The organism is Mesorhizobium sp. B2-7-3, assembly GCF_006440715.1.
In the GTDB taxonomy this organism is placed as follows: domain Bacteria; phylum Pseudomonadota; class Alphaproteobacteria; order Rhizobiales; family Rhizobiaceae; genus Mesorhizobium; species Mesorhizobium australicum.
The window spans coordinates 92,130-116,679 of sequence record NZ_VFTY01000009.1 but is presented as its reverse complement, the minus strand read 5'-3'; the positions used below and the strand labels follow the sequence as shown (position 1 = coordinate 116,679).

Genomic DNA, 24,550 nt, shown 5'->3' with positions numbered 1-24,550 from the left:
CCCTCTCCACGTTAACCATTCGTTAACCATTAACCCCCTAGCGTTTACCTCTCAGTAAGGATTCGCTGGCCGTGACCTTTGCCGCCCCCCTCGAAACAAAATCCATTCGTTTTCGCGCCCGTTCTTTCGTGGCCTTTACGCTCACGCCGGAGGCGCCGATTTCCGCCTGGCTGGAGGGGCTGGATCACTGGATCGGCAATTCGCCGGGGTATTTTGAGGGGCGGCCGGTGGTGCTCGATCTGAACGTGCTGAAGCCCGACGCGGGCGACATCGGGCTGCTGGTTGCTTCGCTCGGTGCACGGGGCATCCGGGTTTATGCCATCGAGCTTGAAGGGGCCTCGCTCGGGCTTGACCTGCCGCCGTTGCTTAGCGGCGCTAAGGAGGCCACCACGGATGGCCTGCTGTCGCAGCCCGGCCGCAAGGGCAAGGCGGAGGCGGCTGATGAAGCCGGCAAGCTGGAAACGGTGTTTTCGGATCGCGGCAAGGATGCCGGCAAGGCCGGCGAAGTCAAGGCAGGCGAGGGCAAGGCCGGCGAAGCCAGGGCCGAGGCGGGCAAGGGCAAGGCAGCCAAGGCCGCGGAAGCAGGCGCGATCGAAACGGTCCAGGCCGGCACGCTGATGGTCAAGTCGCCGATCCGCTCGGGTCAGTCGATCTTCCATCCGCATGGCGATGTCATCGTTTTGGGCTCGGTCGCGTCCGGCTCCGAAATCATCGCTGCGGGCTCTATCCATGTCTATGGCACCTTACGCGGTCGCGCCATCGCCGGCTCGCAGGGCAATCGCTCGGCACGCATCTTCTGCCGCAAGAACGAGGCGGAGCTGATTTCGATCGACGGCTGGTACACCACCGCCGAAGAGATGGAAGGCGTCTCGCGCGGCAAGGCCGTGCAGGCCTTCCTCGAAGGCGACATGCTCGCCGTCGTGCCGCTGAACTAGGGCGGCGCGATGCTGACGCCCGGCTTCACGGTTCCGGCCCGGACAAGCGCTGAGGCATCGCCGCGCGCAAGCCTCGGACCGGTTTGGGATGGCATGATGGCAGGCTCTGACAACAGCCGTGCGGCGCACGGCACAACAAACGACAACAGGCAACGGAGGCTTTTTCCATGGGCAAGGTAGTGGTCGTCACATCGGGCAAGGGGGGCGTCGGCAAGACCACCTCGACGGCCGCGCTGGGTGCCGCGGTCGCCAAGACCGGCAAGAAGGTGGCGCTGGTCGATTTCGACGTCGGCCTGCGCAATCTCGACCTGATCATGGGCGCCGAGCGGCGCGTCGTGTTCGACCTCGTCAACGTCATCCAGGGCCAGGCCAAGCTGTCGCAGGCGCTGATCCGCGACAAGCGCGTCGACACGCTGTTCCTGCTGCCGGCGTCGCAGACGCGGGACAAGGACGCGCTGACCGAGGACGGCGTCGGCGAGGTGATCGACAAGCTGCGCTCGGTCTTCGACTATGTCTTCTGCGACAGCCCGGCCGGCATCGAGCGCGGCGCGCAACTCGCCATGCGCTTTGCCGACGAGGCCGTCATCGTCACCAATCCGGAAGTGTCGTCGGTGCGCGATTCCGACCGCATCATCGGTCTGCTCGACGCCCGCACCATGCGTGCCGAACAGGGCGAGCAGATCGCCAAGCATGTGCTGGTCACGCGCTATGACGCGGCGCGCGCCGCGCGGGGAGAAATGCTCTCGATCGACGACGTGCTGGAAATCCTGTCGGTGCCGCTGCTCGGCATCATCCCGGAAAGCCAGGATGTGCTGCGCGCCTCCAACCTCGGTTCGCCGGTGACGCTGTCGGAACCGCTCAACAACGCCGCCAAGGCCTATCTCGAAGCGGCACGGCGGCTTGAAGGCGAAGACTTACCGGTGGTGGTTCCCTTCGAACGCAAGGGTTTCCTCGACCGTCTGCTCGGAAGGAGGGCCGCATGAGCATCCTCGACCTCTTCAAGCGGCGCACCAGCGCGCCGGTGGCGCGCGAGCGGCTGCAGGTGCTGCTCGCCTATGAGCGCCGCAGCCGTGGCCAGCCCGACCTCGTCTCCATTCTGCGCGAGGAAATCATGGCTGTGATCGCCAAGCATGTGCAGATCGACCAGGACTATCTCCAGGTGTCGATGGATCGGGGCGAGACCATGTCGACGCTGGAAATCGACATCCAGATCCCCAACAAGAGCGCCGTGCCGCTGGCCATGGCGGGGTAAAAACGGTGCGCCTTTTCCTCGCCCCGCTCCACAGGGGGCGAGGAACCCGGATTGCCGGGCCGGCACCGCCGGTTTTCGTCCAGATCAGTTCAGCGAAAATCTCGACCTGAAGCCCGCGGCGCTGTTGCGATTGGGATAATCCTGATCCGGTATCGCAACGCCCAGATGAGTGCACAGCGGTTCCCAGCCATCGCCAAGAGCGTGGACCAGCAGCCGCTCCGGTGGCACTTCGGCGTACACCGCACGGACATTGGCCTCGTAGCAGGCAATGGCATGCGCTCGATCGCCGGACCGGCCGCCGAACACCTGCCTGGCGATCAGGGCGAGGCCCAGCGATTCTTGATCGACGCTTTGCTCAAGTCCCGCCGCGATCGTTTTTTCAAAACTTTCCCACCAGCTTTCGGCCGAGCGGTAGGTCAGGATCACCCTGGCATTCGGATAGAATTCGATTAGTTCGCGCCAGTAGTACGCCGAAGGCCAGTCCAGGCAGGAGACATAGCCCGACAGCAGCTGGTTCCAGTCCGGCGCGGCACCTTGGGCCAGCGCACGCCACATCCGTTTCTGCTCCTCGTTGCCGATCACTTCATGCATGTGATGACAGGGGCCGTAGCCGAGAATGGCCAGCGCCTCACGCATCGAATCCGTGCCCGTTCGGCCAAAGCCGGTTCCGATCACCTTGATCGACATCTCCATCCCCTCCCGTTCGACCTGCAAGCCGTTTGCTGGCAGCATATCAGGCTGCACACCGAACATGCACGAGAAGCGTTGACATCGCCGCGAACGCTACGGTCTGTGCCAGCCCGGGACCCGGCACTGGCTGTCGCGGCGGTGCAAATCCCCAAATGTCTGAAATTTACATTTCCCTAGGGGGGCTTCCCCTGCGGAATAAGCGGATGTAAGGATACATATTAGCAGTTTGTTAAATATCTGGTTTTCTTTGCGTAAGAGGGAGTTCCGTATGAACTTCAAGAGCCTGATCAAGCGTGCTGAAGACGTAGACGACGCACTCCAGGAGTTGCAGGACGATCTGGCGGACGCCCTGGATGCCAGCCTCGACAGCGAATTCGAGGCACCGCCGCAGGGCGACGATATCCCCGATGACGCGTCAACCGTCTCGCCACCCCAAGCCGATGCGGCGCAAGCGGAGGGCGCGGACAATCCCGACGATGCGGGCAACACCGACACCGCCGAAACCACGCCACGACTGACGCCCCATGCCCAGACCCGGCTCGCGGCGTTGAACGCCTTCGAAGGAATGTTCCACGACGCCAGGGATTATCTGGATGAGATCAACGGCAAATTGTCGGAAATCTCGACCTCGCATCATCTGACGCGCGAATTCCTCAACATCCTCCACACCGACATTCTTCGCGCCAATGAGCTGGAGCTCGCAAATGCCGGCCTGATCGCCGAGCAAAGAGCGCTGTCGGAAAAGCTGCACGACACGGCGGCGAAGCTGCGCGAGCGTGACAGCACGTGCGAAGTGCTGCAGCAGCGCGAGACAGACCTGGTCCAGGACCGGGACGCGCTTCGCACAGCGCTCGCGGCGGCAAGGCTCGAGCTCGCCGAGATGGGCAATGCCAGCGCCAAACGCGACGCGGAATTCGGCGACATCGCCAACCGGCTGACGGCAAGGACGGTCGAGGCCAACAGGCGCTTGCGCGAGAGCAAGATGCTGCGGGAAAAACATGTCAGCCTGTCGGTCGAGCTCGACAAGGTGCTGAAGCGGGAGAGCCAGGCGCGCCACAGGCTGGACGAGCTTTCGGCAGTCCACGCCAGCGAAGCGGCGCGCCTTGCCGAACTGATGGCGGCGCTTGGCAAGAGCGAGAAAGAGGAGATCCGGCTGCAGAAGGCGCTCGAGGCCACACAGGCGAAGCTGGCGGAAAAGACCGAAACGGCCAGCCTGATGGAAGGCGACTGGGAAGCCGAACGGGCTCGCGGCCAGACGGAGATGCGCGGATTGCGGTCCGAGATCCAAGACCTGGAATCGCGGCTGGAACGGGCCTCGAACGAGAACAGTGCGGCCGCCGCCGAAATCGCCAGGCTCAAGACCGACCTGGACGACGCAGTGGCCGAAAAGAAAATCGCCGATGAAAGATTGTCCGCGCTCGCCGACGAGAACGAAGCCGACAAGCTGAGCCTTTCGAAAGCGAACGCCAATCTTTCGCAACTTGCGCTGCAACAGGCATCGGAGGACATACAACGGGATGTCCAGCGGCAGGAATGCGAGGATTTGCGGGCCGAAATCGCGTCGCTCAATGCCCGGATCAAGGAATTGCTGCCCTACGAGCGGCTCCACAAAGCCACCAACGGCAAATCGCGCGAGGGCGAGGTGGTGGAGATCGCTGCCGTGGTGGCCGAGAAAGCCCGTGCAACGGGCAGGCGTCCCATCCGCAGGAATCTGCGCGCCACGTCGTAACGCGCTTCGCAGGCCTCGTTGCTTGGCAGTCCCCGCATTGGGCTGCCTTTCGCGATGTGGACGGGCCTGACCCAATCACACCGCCGCGAACACCACCGTCTGCGCCAGCCCGCCGCCCTGGCGGTTCTCCAGCGTCACGGTGCCGCCGTAGCGCTCGATGATCTCCTTGGCGATGGCGAGGCCGAGGCCGGCGCCTGGAATGGATTGCTGGCGGCCGGGGTCGACGCGGAAGAAGGGCTCGAAGGCCTTGTTGATGAGGTCGGGCGGAATGCCCGGGCCGACGTCCGATATGGAGAGCACGGCGCGCCTGTCGGCGAGGTCGAGCGCGATCGTGCAGGCCTTGCCGTGGGTGGCGGCGTTGACGACCAGATTGCGCAGGGCGCGGCGCAGGCCGAGCGCGCCGGCGCGGACCGCAACCCTGTCCAGATGCCCGATCGAGACGGAATGGCCGAGCGTGACCATCTCGGCAGATATGTCGCGCACCATCTTTTCAAGGTCGAGCGGTTCGACGGCATCCTGGTTCACCTCCTCGCGCACCAGGCGGATGGCGCTGTCGGCGATGCGGTCGAGCTCGTCGAGGTCGTGCAGCCACTTGTCGCGCTCCTCGTCGAGGAATTCGGCGCGCAGCCGCATGCGCGTCATCGGCGTGCGCAGATCGTGGCCGGCGGCGGCCACCAGCCGCATGCGGCTTTCCATGGCGGTCTTCAGCCTGGACGAGAGCTGGTTCAGTGCGTGCGCCGTGGCCTTGACCTCGGCCGAGCCCACCTCCGGCACCGGCGCCAGCACGCCGTCCCTGCCGATCTTGGAGACGGTGGCCTCCAGCATTTCGAGCGGCCGGATCAGCACCGAGGTGAAATAGACAGAGACGGCGGTGGCGCCGGCCACGATCAGCGAGATCCAGCCGGCCAGAACCAGCCATTCGCGCCTGGGCGGGTCGATATGTGCTATTTCGAGGATCGCCCACCGGCTGTCGGGCAGGCGCATCGAGGCACGTTGGCTGGGTTCACCCGGTTTGTCGCTGACGATGGCCAGCACGTCGAAGCCGCGGCGGCGCAGCAGATCATTGAGCATCGCCGTCTCCTGCCGGTCCACCTTGCCATCCGCCGGCCGGTCGCTGAATTGCACTCGCAGCACATCCGGTATCGGCCCCGGCAGCAGCCGCACCACGAGTTCCATCTGCTGGGCAACCCATGGCACGACGAGTTCCGGCGGCGGCCCGCCGCCGCGCACGCTGAGGACCGCCGCCGTCGCCAGGCCGACGACGCCGACGATCGAGGCGACCAGCAACAGGATGAGGCGGCGGCGCAGCGAGTTCACGCCTGCGCCTCCACCGTCTCGACGCGCGCGGTCAACTGGTAGCCGCCATTGCGCACCGTCTTGAACAGCGGCCCGTCGCCGGTGTCGGTGAATTTGCGGCGCAGCCGGCTCATCAGCACGTCGACCGAGCGTTCGAGCGGGTCGCGTTCGCGGCCTTGTGTGAGATCAAGCAGCTGGTCGCGCGACAGCAGCCGGCCGGGGCGGTCGAGGAACACCTGCAACAGGTCGAATTCGGCGCCGGTGAGATCGACGGCCGCGCCCTGCGCATCCGTCACCTTGCGGGTGTCCGGCTCCAGCCTGTAGCTGGCGAAGCGGTAGGCGCGGGGCGGAGGCGCGGGCGCCGCTTCTTCCGGCGTCGAGCGCCTGAGCACGGCGCGGATGCGGGCGGTGAGCTCGCGGGGGTTGAACGGCTTGCCGAGATAGTCGTCGGCGCCGAGTTCCAGCCCGATGATGCGGTCGACATCCTCCTTCAGCGCCGTCAGCAGGATGACGGGAATATGCGGCTTGCGGTCGCGCAAGCCCCGGCAGATGTCGAGCCCCGAACCATCCGGCAGCATGACGTCGAGCACGGCCAGGTCGAACTGGCCAGTGGCCAGCTTCTGCTCGCATTCGCGCCTGTCGGCCGCCACCGAGACGCGAAAACCCTGGCCATCGAGATAGCGTCCGAGCAGTGTGCGGATTTCGCGGTCGTCGTCGACGACGAGGATATGGGGTTGTGACTGCATTATCGTGCCCTTGCCCATGATCCCGGGCTTGTCCTGATTATAGGGAGCGCGCGCGCAAGCGGCATGGAAAATTGCAACCCAATGTTTCTGGCCGGGGGATGGAAACATTCGGAAACAAATTGCCCTTTTGCGGAAACCTTCGGCAACATGCCGACGCGAAGCAGACAAACACGCTTCCTATCCTCCTGACGTCCAAAGCATGGATGAAAGGAATACCGTCATGCGAAGCAGACTTCTTGCGCTCGGCCTGTTTTCCGCCGCCGCCATCCACCCCGCGCTGGCGGCGCAGCCCGACCCGGGCGCGGCGCCAGGCGGGCCGCCGCCTGCCATGGCAATGCAGGATGGAACGGACCATGGCTCGATGCCGCATCCTTCGCAAGGATGGGGTCCGCAAGGTTTTGGCCCGCACAGTTTCGGCCCGCAAGGCTTCGGCCCCCGCCGCGTGGGGCCGCCGCCGGAATTCATGCTGGCCGCCCGGCTCGCCGCGCTCGAAACACGCGTCGGCATCCGCAGCGAACAGCTCGACGCCTGGCGCGACTACACCAGCGCGCTGCAGGCGGTGCTTTCGCCACCGCGGCCGGACCGTGGTCCGGGTGGCACTGGCGGGCCTGGAGGGCCGGATGGCGGGCCGCAGGCGAATGGCCCCGATGCAGGGCCGGCCGGCAAGCCCGATCCATTCGCCTTCCAGGAAAGGCTGGCAGACGACGTCACGGCGCGTGCGGCTTCGGCCGCCAAGCTGAAGGACGCGATCGCCGAGCTGCGCGCCAAGCTCACGCCTGAACAGCTCGAAATCCTCGTTTCGGCGGAACGCCCCCATGGACCACCCCCCGGTCCATGGGGCGGCCCGCCGAATGACGCAGTCGGTCCGGCAGGCCCGCCCAATGATGGCCCGATGCCGCCGCCCCAGCCCGGGAACGGCTGACAACCGACCGGCTGCGCCGGCCGGCCCCGGTACCCAACCCGTTCCCGGGCCGGCCGGGTTTCCTTCTCCGGGATGGCGGATCGCGCCTTCCCGGATTCACCCCATGCAACAAGGCACGACAATGTGGGAAGCCCTGATGCTGCTGCGGCTGATCGCATCGGCCAGCCCGAAATATTCGTTCGGCCGGCGCATCGATCATGCCGCAACGCCGCCAGCCTTGCCGGTCGACACGCTGCAAGGCGCGATCCGGCTGGAATTCGCCGCCTGGCGCCTGTCGCTGCCGATCTCGCGGCACGCCGATGGCCACGGAAATCATGACCGCAAGATCGCGTGAGACCTGGCAAGGCGCTTGGCATGTCGGTGCTGATCGGCATAATGGCGCGGAGGGCATCGCGGCCAGCCATCCGATCCTCGGGTGCGCTCCGGCCACGAAGAAGGAGCGCGACATGAGCCGCTTCGAAGCACTGCTCGACGCCGCCCGCAAGTGGGCGCGACCCCTCGTCACGACATCGTCCTCCTCAAGCCTCACCTGCGACCGCCGGCGTTCGGCCTCGCTTTGCATTGGCCAAAGCCCAGGCGGTCACCGCCTGGCCAAAGCCCAGGCGGTCACCGCACCCCCAGCGAAAGATCATTCAGCCATGTCCATGCAGTCTAGCCAGTCCTCCCCGCCAGTTCGCCGGCTCGCGTCCTGGACGGCGCTTGCCGCGGCTCTTCTCCTGGCGGCCTGCTCACAGGAGGGCGGCAAGGCTCCCGCAGGCATGGGCGGCGTCGGCAAACCGGAAGTCGGCGTCGTCACGCTGCATCCGCAATCGGTGGCGATCACAGCCGAACTGTCGGGGCGCACGGCGGCCTCGCTGATCGCCGAGGTGCGTCCACAAGTGAACGGCATCATCCAGCAACGACTGTTCAAGGAAGGCAGCGAGGTGGCGGCGGGACAGCCGCTCTACCTCATCGACCCGGCGAGCTACAAGGCGGCTTATGACAGCGCGGTCGCGGCGCAGCAGAAGGCGGCGGCGGCGGTGCCTACCGCGCAGGCCAAGTTCGACAGATACGCCGGCCTGTTGAAGCAGAACGTTGTTTCCAAACAGGATTATGATGACGCCGCCGCCACGCTTGCGCAGGCGCAGGCGGATGTGGCTTCCGCCAAGGCGAGCGCCGAAACCGCGCGCATCAGCCTCGACCGCACCTCGATCACCGCGCCGATCGCGGGCCGCATCGACAAGTCCACGCTGACACCGGGCGCGCTGGTCACCGCCAACCAGGAGACGGTGCTGACCACGATCCGTTCGCTCGACCCGATCAATGTCGACGTCACGCAGTCGAGCACCAATTTGCTCAACCTGCGCCAGGCGATCTCGGAAGGGCGGCTGAAGTTCAGCGGCCCCAATGTCAGCGTCAAGCTGAAGCTCGAGAACGGCACCATCTACGCGCAGACCGGCAAGCTGGAATTCGCCGGCGCCAATGTCGACCAGACCACCGGCACGTTCGCGCTCAGGGCCGAGTTCCCCAACCCCGACCGCCTGCTTCTGCCGGGCATGTATGTGCGGGCGCTGGTCGAGGAGGGCGTTGCCCAGAACAGTTTTCTCGTGCCGCAGCGCGCCGTCACCCGCAACACGAAGGGTGAGGCGACGGCCATGGTCATCAATGCGCAGGGCAAGGTCGAGACGCGCGTGCTCGCCGTGCGCAACACCGTCGGCAACAGCTGGCTGGTCGACAGCGGCGTGGGCGATGGTGACCGTGTCATCGTCGAGGGCCTGCAGCTCGTGCGCCCCGGCGGCGATGCGACCGGCGTCGAAGTGACGATCGACGAGGCGACCGGTGAGATCAAGGATCGCGGCCAGACCTCCGCCTTGCCGGCCCCATCCAAGGTGGCCAGCACCGGCCAGCAACCCGCCGCGTCGACCGGGAACTGAGACGATGTCAGCATTTTTCATCAACCGGCCGATCTTCGCCTGGGTGATCGCCATCGTGATCATGCTGGGCGGTTTGCTCGCACTCACCACGCTGCCGATCTCGCAATATCCGCAGATCGCGCCGACCACGGTCAATATCAGCGCCACCTATCCGGGCGCGGACGCCCAGACGGTCGAGAACTCGGTGACCAAGGTCATCGAGCAAGGCATGACCGGCATCGACAATCTCGACTACATGACGGCGACCTCGACCGCGACCGGTTCGGCCTCGATCACGCTGACCTTCACCAGTTCGGCCGACCCCGACACCGCCCAGGTGCAGACGCAGAACAAGCTGCAGCTGGTGCAGTCGCAACTGCCGCAGGTAGTGCAGAGCAACGGCATCACCGTCTCCAAATCCTCGACCGGCTTCCTGATGGTCATCGGCTTCGTCTCCAGCGACGGCAAGATGAACTCGACCGACCTCGCCGACTATGTCGACGCCACCGTCAACGACACGCTGAAGCGCGTCGAAGGCGTGGGCTCGACGCAGCTCTTCGGCTCGGGCTATGCGATGCGGATCTGGCTCGACCCCGACAAGCTGGCCAAATACGCGCTGATGCCAAGCGACGTGGCGAGTGCCATCGAGGCGCAGAACACGCAGGTTTCGGCCGGCCAGCTCGGTGGTCTGCCGGCGCGCAAGGGCCAGCAGCTCAACGCCACGGTGACCGCCAAGAGCCGGCTGCAAACCGCCGAACAGTTCCGCAATATCATCCTGAAGAGCCAGACGGACGGCTCGCTGGTCCGCCTCAACGACGTCGCCACCGTCGAACTCGGCGCCGAAAGCTATACAACGCAAGCCAACTACAACGGCAAGCCGGCGGCGGGCGTCGCCGTCAACCTGGCGACCGGTGCCAACGCGATCAGCACCGCCGAAGCGGTGCGCTCGACGATAAACCGGCTGAGCTCGACCTTCCCGCAAGGCGTCGAGGTCGTCTATCCCTACGACACCTCGCCCTTCGTGCGGCTGTCGATCGAGGAGGTGGTCAAGACGCTGGCCGAGGCGATCGTGCTGGTGTTCCTGGTGATGTTCATCTTCCTGCAGAACTTGCGGGCGACGATCATCCCGACAATCGCGGTGCCGGTGGTGCTGCTGGGCACGTTCGGCGTGCTGTCGCTGTTCGGCTATTCGGTCAACACGCTGACCATGTTCGCCATGGTGCTGGCCATCGGCCTGCTCGTCGACGACGCCATCGTCGTGGTCGAGAATGTCGAACGCGTCATGCAGGAGGAAGATCTGTCGCCGAAAGAAGCGACGCGAAAATCGATGAACGAGATCACCGGCGCGCTGGTCGGCATCGCCACCGTGCTGTCGGCGGTGTTCGTGCCGATGGCCTTCTTCGGCGGCTCGACCGGCATCATCTACCGGCAGTTCTCGGTGACCATCGTCTCGGCCATGGTGCTGTCCGTGCTGGTGGCTCTGGTGCTGACGCCGGCATTGTGCGCCACGATCCTGCGGCGGCCGAAGGACCATGCCACGCAGACCGGTCCGTTCGGCTGGTTCAACAGGATGTTCGATCGCGGCACGACGGCCTATCGCGACGGCTCGCACGGCATCATCAACCGGTCGTGGCGATTTCTTGCCATCTTCCTCGCCATTGTCGTCGCCATGGGCTGGATGTTTGCGCGGTTGCCGAGCTCGTTCCTGCCGGAAGAAGACCAGGGCATCCTGATCACCAGCGTGCAATTGCCGGTCGGCGCCACACAGGACCGCACGGAGCGCGTGCTGAAGCAAGTCACCGACCACTATCTCAACGACGAAAAGGACGCCGTCGACGGGGTCTTCACCGCGTCGGGCTTCGGCTTCGGCGGAGCCGGGCAGAATGTCGGCATCGGCTTCGTGCGGCTGAAGGATTTCGCCCAGCGCAAGTCGTCCGCAATGGCCGCGCAGGCGATCGCCGGCCGCGCCATGGGCGCGTTCTCCAAGATCAGGGATGCGCAGGTCTTCGCGCTGGCGCCCCCGGCCATCCAGGGCTTCGGCAACACCAACGGCTTCGATTTCTACCTGCAGGACGTCAACGGCGCCGGCCATGACGCGCTGATCCAGACGCGCAACCAGCTTCTGGCCTTGGCTGGGCAGAGCAAGGTGCTCGCAAACACGCGTCCCAACGGCCAGGAGGACCAGCCGCAATTCTCGGTCGACATCGACCAGGAGAAGGCGAGCGCGCTGGGCGTCAGCCTTGCCGACATCAACAACACGTTGTCCAGCGCCTGGGGCAGCGATTACGTCAACGACTTCATCGATCGCGGACGGGTGAAGCCGGTCTACATGCAATCGGACGCGAATTTCCGCATGCAGCCGGAGGATCTCGACAAATGGCAGGTCCGCAATTCAAGCGGCGCCATGGTGCCGTTCTCGGCCTTTGCCTCCAGCCACTGGACATTCGGTTCGCCCCGGCTCGAACGCTATAATGGTTCGGCCGCGGTCGAGATTCAGGGCGCGGCGGCAGCGGGCGTGAGCTCGGGTGCGGCGATGGACGAGATCGACAAACTCGTCGCGCAACTGCCGGCCGGCTATTCGCATGAATGGACCGGGCTGTCGCATCAGGAGCGGCTTTCGGGCAACCAGGCGATGTCGCTCTATGCGATCTCGGCCTTGGTCGTGTTCCTGTGCCTGGCCGCGCTCTATGAGAGTTGGTCGATCCCGTTCGCGGTGATGCTGTCGGTACCGATCGGCATCTTCGGCGCGCTGCTGGCGGCAAGCCTGTTCGGCCAGACCAACGACGTCTATTTCAAGGTCGGCCTGCTGACCACGATCGGCCTCGCCGCCAAGAACGCCATCCTGATCGTCGAGTTCGCCATTGAACGGCAGGCGGCCGGCATGGGGCTGGTGGAGGCAACGCTCGAGGCGGCGCGACAGCGGTTGCGGCCGATCCTGATGACGTCGCTGGCCTTCATCCTCGGCGTCACGCCGCTTGCGATCGCCAGCGGCGCCGGCTCGGGCGCGCAGAACTCCGTCGGCATCGGCGTGATGGGCGGCATGATCGCCGCGACCGTGATCGGTGTGTTCCTGGTGCCGCTGCTGTTCGTCACGGTGCGGCGCATCTTCAAGGGCAGGGTGGCCAAACCAGATGCCGGGCAGGATAAGGGCGAAACGCCGGTGACGGCCAACCAGCAGTAAGGGTTCTTCACATGAGAGGTTTTGAACGTGGCTCGGTGGCCGCGAGGCCCAGCGCTCGCTCTACTCGGCCGAGGATTCGCTGTTGCAGAGCCGCGTCCTTCTGGCGACCGACTACATCGCCCTCAACAAGGCGCTCGGCGGCGGCTGGGACGGCGCGGTCGACAGCGCCAGGCCCGAGATCGTCGACGGCAAGACCGGTCCGCGGCTGGCGAAGGTGGCCGGCCAGAGTTGACCGGTTCGGGTTCTTGCAGGGTTCCAGGCTGGGGAACGCTTGCAATGCGATGCCGTCATCAAGCTGAATTATCTTGGCGACGGCCTGGATTTCACCATGGCGCTGCCGTTGCGCGGGACCAGGCCGGCGCGGGCCTAGTCCTGATGCCGGTGAAAGTGGCACTTTTGGCGATAGCTCGCGCATCGCTTCGCTGATATTGGTGGCGTCCAGAAAATTCCTGGATGCAAGAGATGACATCGAATTCAGATAAGGCGGAAACGGTCGAGCAGTTGCTGGAAACGCCCGACCTTGCCAGCGCGCTGGAAAGCGAACAGTTCAAGAAGTTCCTCGACCAGGTGCCGATTGCCATCGCCGTTTCGGACCTCGGCGGGCAGGAACGTGTCGTCTATGCCAATCCGGAGTTCGAGAAACTGTCGGGCCTGAAGGCGGCCAGCCTCGCCCAGAAGCATTGGGCGGCACTTTCCGGCATTGGCCTGCACCAGCAGAAGGACAGCGCGCTCTCCCATGCGGTGGTCGACGGGACCGATTTCGTCGGCACGTTCCGGCTCGAGCGGGCCGAGGACAAGCCGGCGATCGTCGACGTCTATTCCAACGTCATCGAGGATGACAACGGCAAGGCCTGCTTCCGGCTGGTGGCACTGGTCGACGTCTCGGCCCATGGCGAGACCGAAGATGCGCGCTCGATCGAGGAGCGCGTCCGCGAGAAAGACACGCTGCTGCGGGAATTGCAGCACCGGGTGAAGAACAATCTGCAGATGATCACCGCCCTGATCCGCCTCGAGACGCGCAATGCGACCGAGCCGGACCGGAAACGCTTCGAAAGACTGGCCGGCCGCGTCGACGCCTTGGCCATCCTCTATCAAACGCTGTCGGGCGAGGAGCACAAGGAGGAGGTCGATCTCGGCGTCTATCTGAGCCAGATCGCGTCAGCCGTGATGAGTTCGCATGCTGTCGAGGGCATTCGCCTCGACATGAAGGTGGACACCTACCCGGTTTCGATCAACGTTGCCATGCCCACCGGGCTGGTGGTCAACGAACTGCTGACCAACGCGCTCAAGCATGCATTTCGCGGGCGTGACAGCGGGACGATCACGCTGCACAGCGTCGTGAACGGGGATGGCTGCCGCGTCGTCGTCGCCGACGACGGGATCGGGTTGCCGGAAGGCGAGAGCTGGCCCAAGCAAGGCAAGCTCGGCGCGCTCATCGCACAATCGCTGACAGAGAACGCCAAGGCCGAGTTCGACGTGACTTCCAGCGCCGACGAAGGCACGCGGGTCACGATCGTGTTCAAGCGCTCCGCCGCCGCGGCCTAGGCAATTCCAGGAAACCAACTGGTTAGGGCGGGTTCGGCGTTCTGCCAAATCCAGTCTGGAGCGGCGATCCTGCGCATGCTGCGCGACGACGGTCCGCAGTCGTGCCGAACTGGCGCGGCGCACGGCGCTTTCGCCCACCACGCTGACCGACTACGGCGCATCTGCTCAGGGCAGGGACCGTCGTCGAACTCAACCAGGCCGCCGCCAGCGACGCGTCCGTGGGCCGGCGGCCATCGGTGTCGCGCCGGTGCCCGATGCCCTGTCGGTGGCGGAATCGCCTTACGGCATCGACCGTTTCTGGCCGTGCCCCCATCGAGGCATCCGCGCTGTCTCACGACAGCCAGGCCGGTTCATCCTATTGCATTGCTGCCGGGCAGGTTTTCGCCTCGGGGCATGGAGGGATGAAGCACAAGTGACATCAATGCCGCTTGCCAGCCGCGAAGCCGCACCCTTGCCGGTCGCGGCGCTGATGGGGGCCATGGTGTCCATCCAGATCGGCGCCACCTTCGCCAAGACGCTGTTTCCGGTGATCGGCGCGCAAGGCACGACGACGCTCAGGCTGGTCATCGGCGCGCTGATGCTGATCGCGGTGCTGCGGCCCTGGCAGGTACGGCCCTCGCGCGCCACCATGCCGTGGCTCATCGCCTATGGGGTGACGCTGTGCGCGCTCAACCTTCTGTTCTACGCGGCACTTGCCAGGATCCCGCTTGGCGTCGCGGTGGCGCTGGAGTTTTCCGGTCCGCTGCTGGTGGCGACATTGACCTCTCGGCGGGCCAGCGACTTTGCCTGGATCGCACTTGCGGTCGCCGGCATCGTGCTGTTGTCGCCCTTCATCCACTCGCTAAAGCCGCTCGACCCCATCGGCGTGATGCTGGCGCTGGCGGCCGGCGGGTTCTGGGCGCTCTATATCGTTCTGGCGCAGAAGGCGGGCGCGGAACTCGGCACCCGCACCACCGCCTATGGCATGGCGATCGCCGCTGTGCTGGTGCTGCCCTTTGGCATTGCCGAGGCGGGAAGCGGCCTGCTCGCGCCGTCGATCCTGGTCAGCGCGCTGCTCGTCGGCCTGTTCTCGAGCGCGCTGCCGTTCTTCCTGGAGATGGTGGCGCTGACCCGCATGCCGGCGCGCATCTATGGCACGCTGACCTGCCTCGAGCCGGGGCTTGGCGCGCTGGCCGGGTTCCTGTTCCTGCGGGAAAGCCTGACCACGCCGCAATTGGCCGGCATCGCCGCCGTGATCGTGGCCGCCGCCGGCACCGCGCTGACCTCGAAGCCGCCGGTGCCGTCGCCGGAGTAGGGGGCGGACGCCAGGACCGCCCGGCGACGTCAATTTGGCGCAAGCCGGCGGCCTGTTGTCGTCAGAACTTGACGCTGAGGTTTGCCTTGGCGCCGTTGTCGACGGCGCCACCACCGAACTGCCCGGAATAGGACAGGCCGAGCGTGGCATTGGGCGACATTTTCATGTCGACGCCGGCTTCGATTACCGCCGCGTCCCTGGCGATCGGTATGCCGGCGATGGTGAAGGCGTCGCCGCCGGCGAAGGCGAAACTTGAAGTCGGCGTGACGTCGCCGAAAGCGTGGCGCCAGCCGAGCATGCCGCGCGCGGTGGCATTGACGCCGCCAAGCCCAAAATCGGTCGAGCCGCGCAAGCCGAGCGTGGCGAAGGTGACGTTGCTGCTCGCGCCAGCGCTGGTCAAGGCCGCCGCACCGCCGGTTTCGCTGAAGCCTTCAGTGTGCAGGCTGACATAAGCGAGGTTGGCGAAGGGCTCGAACTTGAAGCTCCCGCCGGTCTCGGCCTTGTAGGCGAGTTCGCCGAACATCTGCGCGGTGCCCGCATCGTAGTCGGCCGAGAGCTGATCGGCAAAACCGGTGAAGGCGACGGAGCGCTTGGTCGAGAGGCTGCTCCAGCTGTAGGCCGCACCGGTGCGGAAGGCGATGGCGCCCCAATTGGTGCCGCCATAGAGACCGAGATGGTAGCTGTCGCTCTTGCCCGAGGCGTTGCGGTCGTCGGCATCGAAGGAGGAATGGCTGTAGCCGCCGAGCAGGCCGAGACGCCAGCCGCCCACCAGCGTGTCGGCGCCGGCCAGCAGGCCGCCGGTGGAGCGGTCGAAGGCGGCGGCGTTGCCGTCGCTTTCGGTACTCCCCCAGGAACCGAACGCCTGGCCCCAGACGGCGAAGCGGTCGGTGTCGGCGGCGACCATTTCCGGGCCGCCCTCGCCATAGGCCATGACCGGAAGTGCGGCCGACGCGCCGGCATCGCCGAAGGCGGCAGCGATGCGGCTGTTGGCGGCGTCGCGAACGAAGCGGGAGTCCTCGATCAGCAGGCCCTTGGCCGAGGCATGGATTTCGCCGGAAAGCTGGTCGAAAGCGTCCTGGGCGGCTGCCTCGCTCGGCAAGGCAAAGATGGCATCGAAGAGCGGATTGCCGGCGCCAAGGCTTTCGGCGCCGCCGCCGGTGGCGATCTGGTTCGGCGTCAGGCCTACACTGGCAAAGCTTGCCTTGGCCAGGTTGAGATAGACATTGTTCGCGTCATAGGTGAGCGTCGGCGCAATGAAGATCGAGCCGCCTTCGAGACTGGCCTTGTCGAAGGTGCCGGTGACACCGCCCACCGCCGTTATGATCGTATAGGTCGTGCCGGTCGCATAATCCGGATAGGGTATGACGTCGACCGTGCCGCCGCCGATCGTCACCGTACCGGTGGCGCTGATCCGATCGGATGTGCCGCCGCTTTCGACTTCAACCGCATAAGTCGAACCGGCCGAGAAGGCTGTGTTGCTAACATTGATCGTGCCGATCGAATTGCCCGGTGCAAAGGTGCCGCCAGAAGCAATGGTCACAATGCCTACCGTGCCCGACCCGCCAAGCAGGCCGCCGGTGACATTTATCGCGCCGCCGAGCGAGCCGTTCACATAGAGGCCGCCGCCGAGAACGTTCGTCGTCCCGGTGAAGCCGGAGGAATTACTGGTCAACTTGGTGTTGCCGGCGATCTGGTTGATCGTCCCCAGTCCGCTGATCGCCGAAGCGAAGCCATTGTTCGCGCTGGTATGGTTGAAATTGAGCGTGCCGGTGCCGGAGCCGAACTGCAACGTTGCCGAATCGAGGACGCCGGCGCCCGCCGCCGCGGAGCCCGCCGCGCCGCCGATGTTAAGCGCGCCGACAGAGCCGGCCTGGCTGGCGATCACGGTAGAGCCGTCCACCAGAGCGGTGCCGCCGTTGGAGAGCGTCACCGAAGCAGTGCCGCCGAACCCGATATCCAGGTCGCCGTGCATCTCCCACAGTGAGGCCGGGCCATCAACGGTTGCCTGGCCGGTGGCACCGGCGGCGAACGCCATGTAGGTGCCGCCGCCGGATGCGACGCCGCCATTGGTGACGGCAAGAGTGCCGATTCCCAGACCGCCAAGGTACATGCCGTTCTTGTTGGTCCATTTCGAGCCCACGCCGTCGACGGTAACCGCACCGTTGGCTGTCGCCGCCTGGCCGACAAAGACGGAATCTGCATCCGCTGAACCGCCGCTGGAGATGGAAAGTGCCGCGTGACCGGCGCTTCCCAGGATAAGATTGTCATCGGTGCTCCAGGAGGATCCCGCCCCGTCCACCGTCACGGTGGCGGTTGCGGTTTCAAACACTGCGAGGAGCGCGGCCTGGTTGAGGACATGGCCGCCATCTGCCACCTGGAGCGTGCCGGCGCCCTTGAAACCGAGGAACAGGTCGCCGGAATTCGTCCAGCTCGAACCCGGTCCATCGACCGTGACGGTGCCCATGGACCCGACGTCGTAGCCCGCAGAGCCAGTCTGGTTGCTAACGGCGCCGCCATTGGTGATGTCGAGCGTGCCGGTTCCTGATTGGCCGACAATGAGTTCGCCCGTATTCGCCCAGGTTGAGCCGGTGCCGTCCACCGTCGCCGTCCCGGTCGAGCCCGCGGCATATCCGAGATAGCCAGCAAGGTTGCTCACGCCGCCACCGTTCGTGACAACTAGCGTGCCCGTGCCCGCAACCCCAACCTTGAGGTTTCCGCTGTTGGTCCAGGTCGAGCCTGCACCGTCGACCATTGCCGTGCCCGTCGAGGCCGCCTCGAAGCCAACGTAGCCCATGGCATTGCTGACTGCGCCACCGTTCAGGATTTTCAGCGTGCCAGTGCCTCCATCGCCGACATAGAAGTCGGAACTGCTTGTCCAGGTCGAGCCCGCACCGGTGATAGTGGCAAAGCCCGTCGAGCCCGCCATGGTGCCCACAGCGCCTACAGTGTCGCTGACCGCGCCGCCGTTCGAGATCGTCAGCGTGCCCGTGCTGAGACCCCCGAGGTAGAGATTCCCGCTATTTGTCCACTTTGATCCCGCGCCGTCGACGAACACTTCGCCAGCCGAGCCCGCCGAGTTGCCGACAAAGCCCCAGGCGTTGGTGACGGCGCCGCCATTGCTTATCGCCAAAGTGCCGGCGCCGAAATCGCCAATACTCAGGTTTCCGCTGTTGGTCCAGGTCGAGCCGGTGCCGTCGACGAACGCCATGCCGATGGAGCCCGTCTTCGCGCCGACAGCGGCCCAGGTGTTGCTGACCACGCCGCCGTGAGTGATCCCCAGTGCGCCGTTACCCAAATTGCCCACAATCAGGTTGGAGCTGTTTGTCCAGATCGAGCCGGCGCCATCGACGAACGCGATGCCGGTCGAGCCCGTCTGCGCGCCGATCATACCGATGGTGTTGCTGACCGCGCCGCTATTCGAGACCGTCAGCGTACCCTGGCCCTGGAAGCCGATGAAGAGGTCCGAAGTGTTGGTCCAGGCCGAGCCGACGCCGTCGACCGCCACCAGGCCCTTGGAGCCCGCGGCATAGCCGGCATAGCCCACCGAACTGGTGACCGCGCCGCCATTCGTGACCGTCAGCGCGCCGAAGCCCGCGTTCCCAACCGCAAGGGCCGCGTTCGCCCAGGTCGAGCCAGCACCGTCGACAGTTGCCGTGCCACTGGAGCCCGCCAGGTTGCCCAGGATACCGCTCAGATTGCTGACCTTGCCGCCGTTCGAGATTTTCAGCGCACCGGTGCCCTGATCGCCGACGTATAGGTGGGAGGAGTTTGTCCAGGTCGAACCCGCTCCGTCGACCGTCACCGTGCCGGTGGAGCCTACATGCCAACCGATGGTGCCCATGGCATTGCTGACCACGCCGCCATTGGTGATGTCCAGCGTGCCTGTGCCAAATTCGGCAATATAAAGATCTCCGCTGTTGGTCCATGTCGAGCCCGGGCCGTCCACCGTTACGGTGCCGGTGCCCGGGCCGTAGCCGACATGACCCACTTTGTCGCTCACAGCGCCGCCGCTGGAGATCGTCAAGGTGCCGTTGCTGTTCGTACCCAAGGCAAGGAAAAGGTCCGAACTGTTGCTCCAGACGGAGCCTGCTCCAGTGACGCTCACGGTGCCGCTCGCGTCCGAAGCGTAGCCGAGATAGCCGGCAGTGTCGGAGAGGGTGCCGCCATTGGTGATCGTCAGCGAGCCCGAGTAACTCGAAATGGTGCCGACAAACAGATAATGAGCGGCCGCATTCGCCGCATTGACCACGGTCGGGTGCGGGAACACCGGATCGAGCATGACATCGTCGCTCGATGTCGGAACAGCGGCGGGGTTCCAGTTTCCGGCGGTAAACCAATCCGTGGTGGCGGCGCCGGTCCAGATCTCGGCTGCCGATGCGGGGATCGGCAGGCCAAGGCAGACCAGTGCCGTCGACGCCAGCGCCAGGTTTTTCAATGCGTTGGCCTTACGGCCTCCAAATGCATTCCGCGGCATTCGATCCCCTGACATGACAGTCGTTTCACCCTGAGGCTGACATGTCATTGGAGCCCGGCCTTGTCTTGGGCAGGGCCGCACCGGAATTGGACTAAAGTGAAAAGCAGCGTGTTTTGCGCGCATTGTGGCAGTTCGGCGTCATCGGTGGCGCAAGCCGCTGCGGAACGGCCTCGCACGGGCGGTACCGGACTGCTGGCGAAGGCTGCAAAACTTATCTGGCGCTTGTCGGCGTATAGCCGAAACGGCGACGAAAGCAGCGGTTGAAGTACGATACGTCGCTGAATCCGCTTGTCAGGGCGATGTCACTGACCCGCATGTCGCTGTGTTTGTGCGAGAGCATCCTGTGGGCGCTCTGCAGACGCAGTTCGAGAACGCGTTCGGAGAAGCTCATTCCCGTCTCCTGAAGGAGGTCGTGGACGTAGCGCACCGACAGGCCGAGTTGTAGAGCGACACTTTGGGCGGAGATGCCGGGGTCGATAAAATCCTCGGCGATCCTTGCGAGGACGGCCTCCAGCCTGGCAGCGCGCAGGCCCCGAAGCCCGGCCAGTTCGGCAGCCCGACCTTTTGCGCCGGTCGCCAGGCCGATCAGATCCACGATCGTGTCCGTCGCGTGCGTGATCAGATCCGCGGAGGCAAGCGGGCTGCCGCTTTCAAGAAGCAGGCAATAGCGTTTGAGAAGCTCGAGGGCTTCGCTGTCGGCGCCGATCTTCAGCCCCAGCCTGTCATCGATCTGCGGGAAGGCGCGCAGGAGGATCGCGCGTGGGACCACCACATTCGTCCAGACATTGCTGTCGGCACCGTTCATTTTCAGAGCTTCCGATGCGGTGACAAGCACGGCCTCTCCCCGGCCGACGGCATATTCGCGGCCGGCATGTACCCCTGACAGCATGGTGTCGGCCTTGTTGATCATCAGCAGATAGCCGTCCTTGTCGTCATTGGCGATGTTGCTCGCTTTGCGTGTGGCATGCTTGACGGGTCCGGACATCTGGCCGAGAACCGCTGAACCGACGGCCGTGGCTTCGATGGCTTCGAAGTGCAGGTTTTCCGGACTGTCGTATTCGGCCGACCGTATTTCCGCGACAGGGATGTCTTGCCACGGGGAAAATCGTTCTCGTTCATCAAGATGCGGTGGCAACCGAGCCGATGAAAGCACCGTCTTTCGCGACAATGGGGAACCTCGACAACTGTCCACGGCTTAAAAAAATATCGAACGCGATGCTTTCCATTGCGACAATAACCGGCAACAGTGGCGGCCCGGCGTTCAAGCGACCAAGTTCAACCCATAGTCGAGAGCGGCCGCGACTTGCGTCATCCAAAAGTATGATGTCACAAATTCCTCCGAGGCGAGATCGGGGCGTGCCTGGAGGTGTGATGGAAAGGCTGAGCAGCGAAGTCCTGAGTTCGATTATCGGCGATATCTACGATTGCGTTTTGAACCCGGAAGGCTGGGCCGGAGTCATGACCCGCGTCACGAAAGCTGTCGACGCGGCCTATACCACCATCGCGCTTGCCGGCACCGCCCATAATAGCGGCCGTTTCGCGGCTCAGTCGCCCTGGGATCCCGTACGGATGCGGGCCCTCGAGGAAGACTATGACTTTGATGGAATTCCCGGGCTGAAGGCAGCGGTCGTCGGCGATGTCGACCGGCCCGTTGCGACGCTGTCGCTCATGAGCGAAAGCGAACTCCAACTGACGCCGTTTTTTCAGAACTGGGCCAAACCGCAGGGACTGCGCGAGGCTTGCATCACCAAATTCGTTCATACGCCGGACCGAATCGGGCTTCTGGGCTGCACCACGCGAGCCAGCAGGGGAGGCATCTCGATCGAAGAGCAGCATTTCCTGGCATTGCTCTCGCCGCATCTGCGCCGTGCTTCGCTGATCGGCGATCTGCTCGACCAGGGCCGCATCACCATCGATCTTTATCGTCAGGCGCTCGATCATTTGGCTGTGCCTGTCGTGCTTACCCACGCCAATGGAGCAATCCTCCATGCGAATGCGGCCGCCGAACAGATGTTTTCGGTGCAGGGGCCCATTCTCTCCAGGAACGGCCTGCTCCAGGCACAGAATCGGGTCGTGGCCCGCGCCCTGCTCGACGCGATCGCCAGCACGGCGAGCGCGGATGCCTCGCTTGGCGCGCGCGGCATAGGGCTGCCGGTTTCGGCCCAAGGCCAGCCGCCCGCCGTTGCCTATGTGTTGCCGTTGACTGAAGGAACGGCGCGCGCGGTTTTCCGGCCGGCATGCGCGGCTGTGTTCATATCGACGACGACATCGGCTTCTCCCCTCCCGGAGGCCGTTCTGACCACGCTGTTCGATCTTACGCCCTCGGAGGCGCGGGTGCTGCTGCGGATCGGCAGCGGATTGTCAGCGTCCAAGAGCGCGTTGGCGCTCGGCATTGGCGAAAACACCTTGAAGACCCACCTCAACCGAATCTTTGCCAAAACCGGCACGAGACGCCAAGCCGACCTCGTCAAACTCGTGTCGGACATCGGCATGCCGCTGGCGGCTCATGGGCCCTGAAGCGCGCAGTCTCTACCGCGAGCGGGTCAGCGGCTTTACCGCCAGGGCGGTTCCGGCGCGAAGCGCTTGCCGATCCAGTCGGTGAAGGCGCGGGTCTTGGCGGCTTTTCCCTTGGCCGAGGGCGTGACGACATAGACGGCGCCTTCATCCGCCAAGGTCCACTCCTCCAGCACAGGCACCAGCCGTCCATCGGCAAGCTCGCGCCCGACCAGCCAGTCGGTGCTCATCATCAGGCCGAGCCCCTGCACGGCGGCCTCGACCAGCACCTCGGCATCGTCGCTGACCAACGGCCCGGAAACCTCGACGCGCGCGCGCCGGCCCTCGCGGTCGGTCATCTCCCAGGCCGGAAAGGTCTGGAAGCCCGAGAAGCCCAGGCAGGAATGATCGAGCAGCGCCTGCGGCGTCTCCGGCGTGCCCCTGCGGGCGAGATAGGAGGGAGCCGCGCAGAGCAGCCTGCGTCGCGTCGCCGCCTTGCGTGCCACCAGGCGCGAATCCTCCAGGCTGCCCAGCCGCACGGCGACGTCGAAATTCTCGGCGACCAGATCGGTGAAGCGGTTGGAGAATTCGGCCTCGATGCGGACATCGGGAAATTCGGCAAGGAATTGAGGCAGCAGCGGCCCGATCCACATGCGCCCGAACGTGCCGGGCAGCGCCAGCCTGAGCACGCCGCGCGGGCGGCCTCCGGCATGCGCGGACGCGACGGCCTCGGCCTCGTCGACGGATGCAAGGATGGCGCGCACGCGCATCAGGAATTCGGCGCCCGCTTCGGTCAGCGAGACGCTGCGCGTCGTGCGCGAGAGCAATCTCACCCCCAGCCGCGTTTCCAGCGATTGCAGGCGCCGCGACAGAATGGTCGCGTCGCGCCCGACCCGCGCCGCCGCTTTGGTGAAGGAGCGCGCCTCGGCGATGGCCGCGAACGCAGCCATCTCGGCAAGGGCAGCGGGTTCGTGAGATTGCTGCATCATTCACAGTTCTCAATTTCGCGAAACGAGGATTATCCAGAGATAACGCAGCAAATAGGTTCACTCAACCACCAATCGTCCACCGGAGTGAAACCATGAAAGCCATCGAACTCAGCCAGCCCAGGCTGGACGCCTTCCGCGCCGCCACCGTTGCAACCCCCGAACCGCAGCGCGGAGAGGTGCTGATCCGCCAGCGTGCGGCGAGCCTCAATTTCGTCGATGTGGCGGTGGCAAGCGGCAATTATCCCGGACCGAGCTTTCCGCTCATCCCCGTAGCCGACGGCGCCGGCGAGATCGTCGCGCTGGGCGAGGACGTTGCGAAATTCGCCATCGGCGATCGCGTCATCGCCCATGCCAAGCCGCGCTGGATCGGTGGGCCGCCGCGGCCTTACGAAATGACGCAGATGCGCGGCATTTCGCTGCCGGGGTCACTGGCCGAATATGTCGCGTTGCCGGCCAATTCGCTGGTGCCGGTGCCGGCTCATCTTTCCTTCGAGGCGGCGTCGACGCTGCCCATCGCCGGCACCACCGCCTGGAACGCCATCCGCGCCGCCGATGTCGGGCCGGGCTCGGTCGTCGTGCTGCTTGGCACTGGCGGCGTCTCCATCTTCACCCTGCAGCTCGCCAAAGCCGCCGGCGCGACCGTCATCATCACCTCGTCGTCGGACGAAAAGCTGGAGCGGGCGAAGGCGCTCGGCGCCGATCATCTCATCAACTACCGCGCGACGCCCGAGTGGGATGGCAAGGTGCTGGAGCTGACCGGCGGCCTCGGCGCCGACCTTGTCGTCGAGACCGGGGGCAGCGCCACCTTCGCCCGCGCCGTCAACGCCACCGCGCCCGGCGGTACGCTGTTCACCATCGGCTTCGTCACCGGTGCCGAAGCCACGATCAATCTGCTGCCGATCATCATCAAGGCGCTGAAAGTGGTCGGCAACAACACCGGATCGGTGTCCGATCTCAGCGACGCCGCCCGCGCCGTCGGCGCGGCCCGGATCGAGCCGGTGGTCGACAAGGTGTTTTCGCCCGACGAAGCGGCCGAAGCCTACGCCCACATGGCCGCCGGCGGCCTGCACTTCGGCAAGCTGGTGTTCGGGCTGGAGTGGTGATCGGCGCAG

Annotated in this window: 18 protein-coding genes and 1 pseudogene; 13 read left to right on the top strand and 6 right to left on the bottom strand. The window is 65.2% G+C overall.

Features of this window, described 5'->3' with window-relative positions; genetic code table 11:
• The first annotated feature begins 71 nt into the window (after nt 1-71).
• The 3 genes from minC (at nt 72) to minE (ending at nt 2,187) form a co-directional block, all read left to right on the top strand.
• Nucleotides 72-935 (top strand): septum site-determining protein MinC, encoded by an 864-nt coding sequence (gene minC, locus FJW04_RS20740; RefSeq protein ID WP_140716351.1) that lies wholly within the window; start codon nt 72-74, stop codon nt 933-935.
• A gap of 167 nt (nt 936-1,102) precedes the next feature.
• Nucleotides 1,103-1,918, top strand: coding sequence for a septum site-determining protein MinD (minD, locus tag FJW04_RS20735; protein WP_015316922.1), 816 nt, complete (start codon nt 1,103-1,105; stop codon nt 1,916-1,918).
• Nucleotides 1,915-2,187, top strand: coding sequence for a cell division topological specificity factor MinE (minE, locus tag FJW04_RS20730; RefSeq protein WP_023774842.1), 273 nt, complete (start codon nt 1,915-1,917; stop codon nt 2,185-2,187). The genes minD and minE overlap by 4 nt, the downstream gene beginning before the upstream one ends.
• 84 nt (nt 2,188-2,271) lie before the next feature.
• Here minE and FJW04_RS20725 read toward each other — a convergent pair whose 3' ends face one another.
• Nucleotides 2,272-2,940 (bottom strand): sulfotransferase family protein, encoded by a 669-nt coding sequence (locus FJW04_RS20725; RefSeq protein WP_246673938.1) that lies wholly within the window; start codon nt 2,938-2,940, stop codon nt 2,272-2,274.
• Nucleotides 2,941-3,145: 205 nt separating this feature from the next.
• On the opposite strand from FJW04_RS20725, the gene FJW04_RS20720 reads away from it, so the two are divergent.
• Nucleotides 3,146-4,606: a hypothetical protein gene (locus FJW04_RS20720; protein WP_140663385.1), complete on the top strand. Its 1,461-nt coding sequence runs from the start codon at nt 3,146-3,148 to the stop codon at nt 4,604-4,606.
• 75 nt (nt 4,607-4,681) lie between these two features.
• Here FJW04_RS20720 and FJW04_RS20715 read toward each other — a convergent pair whose 3' ends face one another.
• Together FJW04_RS20715 and FJW04_RS20710 are read right to left on the bottom strand one after the other, a co-directional pair.
• Nucleotides 4,682-5,923 (bottom strand): ATP-binding protein, encoded by a 1,242-nt coding sequence (locus tag FJW04_RS20715; RefSeq protein ID WP_140617984.1) that lies wholly within the window; start codon nt 5,921-5,923, stop codon nt 4,682-4,684.
• The gene (locus FJW04_RS20710) at nt 5,920-6,648 is read right to left on the bottom strand and encodes a response regulator transcription factor (RefSeq protein ID WP_140617985.1); all 729 of its coding nucleotides are present in this window, start codon (nt 6,646-6,648) and stop codon (nt 5,920-5,922) included. Before FJW04_RS20710 ends, FJW04_RS20715 begins: the two co-directional genes overlap by 4 nt.
• A 220-nt stretch (nt 6,649-6,868) precedes the next feature.
• Here FJW04_RS20710 and FJW04_RS20705 point away from each other — a divergent pair, with 220 nt between their 5' ends.
• The 7 genes and pseudogenes from FJW04_RS20705 to FJW04_RS20670 all read left to right on the top strand — a co-directional run bounded on the left by FJW04_RS20705 (nt 6,869) and on the right by FJW04_RS20670 (nt 15,482).
• Nucleotides 6,869-7,570, top strand: coding sequence for a hypothetical protein (locus tag FJW04_RS20705; protein ID WP_140716349.1), 702 nt, complete (start codon nt 6,869-6,871; stop codon nt 7,568-7,570).
• A gap of 103 nt (nt 7,571-7,673) precedes the next feature.
• Nucleotides 7,674-7,904, top strand: coding sequence for a hypothetical protein (locus tag FJW04_RS20700; RefSeq protein WP_224527071.1), 231 nt, complete (start codon nt 7,674-7,676; stop codon nt 7,902-7,904).
• Between the two features lie 304 nt (nt 7,905-8,208).
• Nucleotides 8,209-9,483, top strand: coding sequence for an efflux RND transporter periplasmic adaptor subunit (locus FJW04_RS20695; RefSeq protein WP_015316931.1), 1,275 nt, complete (start codon nt 8,209-8,211; stop codon nt 9,481-9,483).
• Between the two features lie 4 nt (nt 9,484-9,487).
• The gene (locus tag FJW04_RS20690) at nt 9,488-12,643 is read left to right on the top strand and encodes an efflux RND transporter permease subunit (RefSeq protein WP_140716347.1); all 3,156 of its coding nucleotides are present in this window, start codon (nt 9,488-9,490) and stop codon (nt 12,641-12,643) included.
• A gap of 43 nt (nt 12,644-12,686) precedes the next feature.
• Nucleotides 12,687-12,875: pseudogene (locus FJW04_RS20685) on the top strand (RND transporter); the annotation flags it as partial.
• A 230-nt stretch (nt 12,876-13,105) separates the two neighbouring features.
• A complete protein-coding gene (locus FJW04_RS20680; RefSeq protein ID WP_140716345.1) occupies nt 13,106-14,188 on the top strand; it encodes a histidine kinase dimerization/phosphoacceptor domain -containing protein in 1,083 nt (360 codons plus the stop codon).
• A gap of 412 nt (nt 14,189-14,600) precedes the next feature.
• Nucleotides 14,601-15,482, top strand: a complete 882-nt coding sequence (locus FJW04_RS20670) for a DMT family transporter (RefSeq protein ID WP_015316934.1) — start codon at nt 14,601-14,603, stop codon at nt 15,480-15,482.
• A 61-nt stretch (nt 15,483-15,543) separates the two neighbouring features.
• Here FJW04_RS20670 and FJW04_RS20665 read toward each other — a convergent pair whose 3' ends face one another.
• Both FJW04_RS20665 and FJW04_RS20660 read right to left on the bottom strand, forming a co-directional pair.
• Complete coding sequence (locus FJW04_RS20665; protein WP_210241313.1) at nt 15,544-19,956, bottom strand: autotransporter domain-containing protein; 4,413 nt, start codon at nt 19,954-19,956, stop codon at nt 15,544-15,546.
• A gap of 211 nt (nt 19,957-20,167) precedes the next feature.
• Nucleotides 20,168-21,124, bottom strand: a complete 957-nt coding sequence (locus tag FJW04_RS20660; RefSeq protein WP_140716341.1) for an AraC family transcriptional regulator — start codon at nt 21,122-21,124, stop codon at nt 20,168-20,170.
• Between FJW04_RS20660 and FJW04_RS20655 the strand changes: the two genes are divergently transcribed.
• Entirely contained in the window at nt 21,100-22,473 is a 1,374-nt protein-coding gene (locus FJW04_RS20655) for a PAS domain-containing protein (protein WP_224596809.1), read from the top strand. The genes FJW04_RS20660 and FJW04_RS20655 overlap by 25 nt on opposite strands.
• A gap of 35 nt (nt 22,474-22,508) precedes the next feature.
• Here the strand turns inward: FJW04_RS20655 and FJW04_RS20650 are convergent, their stop codons facing one another.
• Nucleotides 22,509-23,435: a LysR family transcriptional regulator gene (locus FJW04_RS20650; protein WP_140716586.1), complete on the bottom strand. Its 927-nt coding sequence runs from the start codon at nt 23,433-23,435 to the stop codon at nt 22,509-22,511.
• A gap of 95 nt (nt 23,436-23,530) precedes the next feature.
• Between FJW04_RS20650 and FJW04_RS20645 the strand changes: the two genes are divergently transcribed.
• Nucleotides 23,531-24,541, top strand: coding sequence for an NAD(P)-dependent alcohol dehydrogenase (locus tag FJW04_RS20645; RefSeq protein ID WP_140663371.1), 1,011 nt, complete (start codon nt 23,531-23,533; stop codon nt 24,539-24,541).
• Nucleotides 24,542-24,550: the final 9 nt, after the last annotated feature.

Coding starts and splice junctions, on each gene's coding strand:
- FJW04_RS20655 (WP_224596809.1), top strand. CDS start 21,100: ATGAAAGCACCGTCTTTCGCGACAATGGGGAACCTCGACAACTGTCCA.
- FJW04_RS20710 (WP_140617985.1), bottom strand. CDS start 6,648: ATGCAGTCACAACCCCATATCCTCGTCGTCGACGACGACCGCGAAATC.
- FJW04_RS20680 (WP_140716345.1), top strand. CDS start 13,106: ATGACATCGAATTCAGATAAGGCGGAAACGGTCGAGCAGTTGCTGGAA.
- FJW04_RS20695 (WP_015316931.1), top strand. CDS start 8,209: ATGTCCATGCAGTCTAGCCAGTCCTCCCCGCCAGTTCGCCGGCTCGCG.
- FJW04_RS20705 (WP_140716349.1), top strand. CDS start 6,869: ATGCGAAGCAGACTTCTTGCGCTCGGCCTGTTTTCCGCCGCCGCCATC.
- minD (WP_015316922.1), top strand. CDS start 1,103: ATGGGCAAGGTAGTGGTCGTCACATCGGGCAAGGGGGGCGTCGGCAAG.
- minE (WP_023774842.1), top strand. CDS start 1,915: ATGAGCATCCTCGACCTCTTCAAGCGGCGCACCAGCGCGCCGGTGGCG.
- FJW04_RS20700 (WP_224527071.1), top strand. CDS start 7,674: ATGCAACAAGGCACGACAATGTGGGAAGCCCTGATGCTGCTGCGGCTG.
- FJW04_RS20720 (WP_140663385.1), top strand. CDS start 3,146: ATGAACTTCAAGAGCCTGATCAAGCGTGCTGAAGACGTAGACGACGCA.
- FJW04_RS20690 (WP_140716347.1), top strand. CDS start 9,488: ATGTCAGCATTTTTCATCAACCGGCCGATCTTCGCCTGGGTGATCGCC.
- FJW04_RS20645 (WP_140663371.1), top strand. CDS start 23,531: ATGAAAGCCATCGAACTCAGCCAGCCCAGGCTGGACGCCTTCCGCGCC.
- FJW04_RS20665 (WP_210241313.1), bottom strand. CDS start 19,956: ATGCCGCGGAATGCATTTGGAGGCCGTAAGGCCAACGCATTGAAAAAC.
- FJW04_RS20650 (WP_140716586.1), bottom strand. CDS start 23,435: ATGCAGCAATCTCACGAACCCGCTGCCCTTGCCGAGATGGCTGCGTTC.
- FJW04_RS20725 (WP_246673938.1), bottom strand. CDS start 2,940: ATGTTCGGTGTGCAGCCTGATATGCTGCCAGCAAACGGCTTGCAGGTC.